Genomic DNA, 5,378 nt, shown 5'->3' on the forward strand with positions numbered 1-5,378 from the left:
GCCCTGGCGCGGAGTGCTCCGCACCAGGGCCCGGGGCGGGGATGGAGCCGCAGGCAGTTGCTCGGGTTCTCAGGCGGCCTCGAAGCCCGCGTGGTCGGCGATCTTCTTCAGCTCGGCCAGCGCGTGCTTCTCGATCTGGCGGATCCGCTCGCGGGTGAGGCCGTGCTGCTTGCCCACCTCGGTGAGGGTGCGCTCGCGGCCGTCCTCCATCCCGTAGCGGGAGCGGATGATCGAGGCCGTGCGGTCGTCCAGCCGCCCGATCAGGCCGTCCAGCTCCTCGCGGCGGAGCATGACCATCACGGCGTCCTCGGGGGACGTCGCCCCGGTGTCCTCGACCAGGTCGCCGAACTGGGTCTCGCCCTCGTCGTCGACCGCCATGTTGAGGCTGACCGGGTCGCGGGCCCAGTCCAGCACGTCCTTGATCCGGGCCTCGGTGGTGTCCAGCTCGGCCGCGATCTCGGCCGGCTCGGCCTCCCGGCCCAGCTCCTTGGACTTCTCCCGCTGCACCCGCCGGATCCGCCCCAGCTCCTCGACCAGGTGCACGGGCAGCCGGATGGTGCGGGACTGGTCGGCGATCGACCGGGTGATCGCCTGCCGGATCCACCAGGTGGCATAGGTGGAGAACTTGAAACCCTTGGCGTAGTCGAACTTCTCGACGGCGCGCACCAGGCCGGCGTTGCCCTCCTGGATGAGGTCCAGCAGCGGAAGGCCGCTGCGCGGGTACCGGCGGGCGACCGCCACCACGAGCCGGAGGTTCGAGCGGATGAAGACGTCCTTGGCGCGCTCGGCGTCCTCGGCTATCGCCTCCAGTTCCTCGCGCTTCACGCCGTCGGGGAACACGCCCTGCTCCAGCAGGTGCTGGGCGTACACGCCGGCCTCGATCCGCAGTGAGAGCTCGACCTCCTCGGCGGCATCGAGCAGGGGTGTCCTGGCGATCTCGTCGAGGTACATACCGACCAGGTCGCGGTCGGCCTCAAGGTTGGTCGGGCGGGCCGCGCGAGTCCGGTCGGCCCTGTCGCGAACGACGGCACGGGTGGCCATGCTTGCTCCCTTTGCTGGAATTGCCGAGGTCTGCCTGCCTGCCCCCCGAGAGGGCAAGAAATGCGGGCCCCGCGGGGCTCACACGTAACGATCCAACGAACAGAATCCGGACAACATTCCCAAGTTACTCAGATTCTTCCCCGTGATGCAGTATGCTGCCGGTTTTCACCCCGGCTATGGACACTAGGTGACCGGTCGAGCACCTTCGGTGTCGTTTTCGCGACTGCTTTTGAGCACTTCCGTCACGCCCCGCACACGTGCCCGCCGCCCCGCCGGCCGCCGTACAGGGTGAAACCCGCGAACGGGCACGCGCGTTCCCGCGCACCCCCGCCTTCCATCCCTGCCTTCCACTGGCGCCCGCCCCCGGCGTACGCAGGTTCTCCCCACAAACGATGCCGAATCGCTATCACCCGTGGTCCTGATCGGCCCGGGACACTGGGAAGGTGTCAGCCATGCACCTGACCAACAGCTCGACCACCGTCACTGCGCGTCACCGCCGCCTCTTGCGGGATTCGGCGCTCGCGGTGGTCTGTGCCGCGCTGTTCGGCCTCCTGGCCGCCCTGGTGACCCGGCACTGGCATCCGCTGGAACAGCTCGACCAGAGCTGGATCGGCGAACTGCACACCTTCGCCCGGCAGCACCGGATCTGGACCGCCTCGGTGCAGACGCTCTCCGACATCGGCGGCACGGTCACGATGCGCACCCTGCTCGGCATCGCGGCCGTCTGGCTGTGGCTGATCGGCGCCCGGGTCCTGGCCGGCTGGGTGGCCGCCCAGACCCTGGTCGGCTGGGGCGGCCAGTGGGCGCTGAAGCTGGCCGTCGGCCGCCAACGCCCCTCCTTCACCGACCCGGTCTCGCACGCCGGCGGCCCGGCCTTCCCCTCCGGGCACGCCATGGCCTCGGCGATCACCTGCGCGGTGCTGGTCGGCCTGGTCTGGTACCGGGTCCGTCGACGCGGACGGATCGCCGCCTGCGCGGTGGCGGCGGCGACGGTGCTGACCATCGGCTGGACCAGGATCGCCCTCGGGGTCCACTGGCCGAGCGACGTGGTCGCCGGCTGGCTGGCCGCCGGGTTCGTGCTGGGCGCCGTGACCGCCGTCGTCGAACTCTGGCGACCGGGCGCGCTGGCCCGCGACGTACGGCGGGTCAACTGGCGTACCCGGCCGAGGGTCCAGCGGATCACCGTGCCGTCGGTCCGGTCGCCGCGCGGCACCGATCCACTGGGCGACGCCGCCACCGACCACCCGGACGAGGCCGTCCACTGAGACCACCGGCATCCGCGTACGGTCGTCCGGGGCCGCCCAGGGCCGGTACAGGGCCGCCCGGGGCTGCCCGAAGCCGTCCGCTAGCGTGACGGCCATGTCTCCCGACCCGGCCCCCGCCGCCGCCCTCCGTCACCCCGAGCGCCCACTGCGGATCGCCACCGTCCAGGCCCAGGCCGTGGCCGGCGACATACCCGCCAACGCCGCCCAGGCCGCCGAGTTGGTCCGCGAGGCCGCCGCGGCCGGCGCCCGCCTGGTGCTGTTCGCCGAGAAGTTCCTCTCCGGCTACGAGCCCGAGCTGATCCGCACCGACCCGCTCAAGTGCGCCGTCCAGCCCGGCGATCCGCGCCTCGCGCCGATCGCCGAGGCCTGCCGCGAGACCGGCACCGCCGCGATCGTCGGCGCCGCCGCGCAGGTGGGCGACGAGCTGCGGGTCTCCGCCTTCGTCCTCGGCCCGGACGGCGGCCTCGTCACCCGCTACGACAAGCAGCACCTGTTCAAGGCCGAACGCGACTACTACCGTCCCGGGGCGGCCGGTTGCACCTTGGAGCTGGACGGCTGGCGGCTCGGCCTCGGCGTCTGCTACGACTCGGGCTTCCCCGAGCACGCCCGCGCCGCCGCACTCGACGGCTGCCACGCCTACCTGGTCGGCGCGCTGTTCAGCGTCGGCCACGGCCACCACGAGTCCCGCACCTGGTTCCCCGCCCGCGCGCTCGACAACACCCTCTACACGGTGCTCGCCAACCACGTCGGCCACACCGGCGGTTGGCACACCTGCGGTGGCAGCGCGGTGTGGGCCCCGGACGGCCGGCTGCTCGCCGAGGCGGGCGAGGACCGGCGCGAACTCGTCGTCGTCGACCTCGACCCGGCCGTCCTGCGCGCCGCCCGGGAGAGCGAGACCATGCTCGCCGACCTGGCCGCCGCCAGCGCCCGCCCGACTGCCCCGCGCGCGCTCTTCGCCCTGGCCTGAGCCGGTCGACCTCCGTGCCCGGCCGCTCCGGGCAGGCGGGGTGGCCCGGCCGCTCCGAGCCGAGTGCGCTGGCCGGTCAGGCGGTCCGCATCGCGTCCACCACGGTCATCCGGCCGACCCGACGGGCTGGCAGGACGGCGGCGGCGAGCCCGGTCAGGACGGTCAGCCCGAGTGCGGCCAGCACCAGCACCACCGGCGGGCCGCCGACCGTCCCCACCGTGGAGGTGAGCGAACGCGCGGCCGCCCAGCCGTAGCCGACGCCCAGTCCGGTGCCGACCAACGCCCCGGCCAGCGACAGCAGCACCGCCTCCAGGGTGAGCATCCGGCGCAGCTGCCGCCGGGACATCCCGATGGCGCGCAGCATGCCGATCTCGCGGGCGCGTTCGCTGACGCTGAGCATCAGGGTGGCCGCGACGCCGAGCCCGGCGATGGCGACCGAGAAGGACAGCAGGGTCATGCTGACGGTCGTCATCCGGTCCAGCAGCAACCGCAGCGTCTCCGCCTGCGCGCCGGTGTCGGTGACGGCCACCTCCGGGTGGTCGGCGAGCGCCCGGTCCAGCGCCCGGCGGGCGGTCGACCGGTCCTCGCCCGCGCCCGGGCTGATCCAGACCGTGGTGACGGCCGCGCCGGGGGCGAGCCGGTCCAGGGTCGCGGGGGTCACCAGCAGCGTCGCACCGGTCTGCAGGGTGAGCGGCAGGCTGCTGCGTCCGGGTTCGACCCGCAGGTCGGTGCCGGGCCCGCCCGCCGGGCCCCCGACCCGGCGCACCCCGCCGCCGCCGAGACCGCTCAGCGCGGCGCCGTCGGCGAGCGCCCCGGCCTGGTCGACGCCGTCCGCCGAGGGGTTGAGCCGGGCCAGGTCGGCGGCCGCGACCAGGGTGGGCCGGCCGTCGAGTTCGACGGTGGCCGAGCGGACCGGCGTGACGGCGAGCCCGCGCTGCGCACCGAGCGCGGTGACCGTCCCGGCGGGCAGCGCGCCGCCCCCAGTGACGACCGCCGAGAAGACCCCGGGCTGGCGCGCGGACACCGCCGGCACCAGGGAGTTGGAGGTGATCTCCAGCGCGGTGACCGCGCCGACCATCACGGTCACGCCGAGCAGCAGCGCCGAGCCGGTCGCCCCGGTGCGGCCCGGGTTGAGCCGCAGCTGCTGGGTGGCGAGCCGCCCGGCCGTCCCACCGAGCCGCCGGGCCGGGCCGCCCAGCACGCCGACGACGGCGGGCAGCCGCCGGTCGGCGAGCCGCAGCACGCCGAAGAAGCTGACGATCGCGCCGACGGTGACCGCGAGCAGCGACAGCGGCGGCGGGGCCACCGCGCCGGCCACCAGCAGCGCCGTCCCCGCGCACAGCAGCACCGCCGTCCACACCGCCGCCCGGGCCTTGGCCGCCCCGCCGACCGGCCCGTGCGTGCCGCCGAGCGCGGCCACCGGCGGCACCGCCGCCGCGGCCTTCGCCGGGCCGCGGACGGCCAGCAGGGTGAGCAGCACGCCGAACAGCCCGGCCAGCGCGCAGGTCAGCGGGGCCGGCGCCAGCGAGAGGTGCACCGGGCCGAGGTCGAGCGTGCCGACGACCACCGTCCCCGCCGCGCACAGGCCGACCCCCAGCAGCACGCCCGCCGCCGAGGCTCCCGTCCCGAGCAGCAGCCCCTGGCGGCGGATCAGCCGGCGCAGCTGCCGCCGGTCGGCGCCCACGCAGCGCAGCAGGGCGAGTTGGCGGGTCCGCTGGGCCAGCACCACCGTGAAGGTGTTGCCGACCACCATCCGCGCCACCGCGAGCGCGATCAGCACGAAGGAGAGCGCGGCGATCAGCACCACCCCGTAGAGGGTCCGGCTCTGCCGGGTCGCCTCGGTGACGGAGGCGTCTCGGGTGCGCACCTCGACGCCGTCGCCGAGGACGGCGCGCAGCGCCTCGACGGTCCGGGCCCGCGAGGCGTCCGGCCGGACCCGGACGTCCAGCTGGGCGGTGGTGACGCCGGTCGCGTACTGGGCGACCGCACCGGCCGGGACGCCGACGAGGGGGCGCCCGGCGAGGCTGGGCGCGCCCCGGCCCTCCAGGTCGGCCTGCGGGCCGGGCGGGGGGGGGTCTCCGTGGGGCCGGGGCCGCCGGCCCCGC

4 protein-coding genes are annotated in these 5,378 nt (G+C 75.1%); 2 read left to right on the plus strand and 2 right to left on the minus strand.

What is annotated here, in order from left to right:
• Positions 1-69: 69 nt before the first annotated feature.
• The gene (locus tag ACFV6I_RS28525; protein ID WP_063348089.1) at positions 70-1,041 is read right to left on the minus strand and encodes a sigma-70 family RNA polymerase sigma factor; all 972 of its coding nucleotides are present in this window, start codon (positions 1,039-1,041) and stop codon (positions 70-72) included.
• Positions 1,042-1,493: 452 nt separating this feature from the next.
• On the opposite strand from ACFV6I_RS28525, the gene ACFV6I_RS28530 reads away from it, so the two are divergent.
• Together ACFV6I_RS28530 and ACFV6I_RS28535 are read left to right on the plus strand one after the other, a co-directional pair.
• A complete protein-coding gene (locus ACFV6I_RS28530; protein WP_063348090.1) occupies positions 1,494-2,306 on the plus strand; it encodes a phosphatase PAP2 family protein in 813 nt (270 codons plus the stop codon).
• Between the two features lie 94 nt (positions 2,307-2,400).
• The gene (locus ACFV6I_RS28535) at positions 2,401-3,273 is read left to right on the plus strand and encodes a carbon-nitrogen hydrolase family protein (protein WP_380428376.1); all 873 of its coding nucleotides are present in this window, start codon (positions 2,401-2,403) and stop codon (positions 3,271-3,273) included.
• Between the two features lie 76 nt (positions 3,274-3,349).
• Here ACFV6I_RS28535 and ACFV6I_RS28540 read toward each other — a convergent pair.
• On the minus strand, positions 3,350-5,378 hold a 2,029-nt coding region (locus ACFV6I_RS28540), incomplete at its 5' end, for an FtsX-like permease family protein (RefSeq protein WP_380428378.1).

The organism is Kitasatospora sp. NPDC059803, from assembly GCF_042732255.1.
GTDB lineage: Bacteria > Actinomycetota > Actinomycetes > Streptomycetales > Streptomycetaceae > Kitasatospora.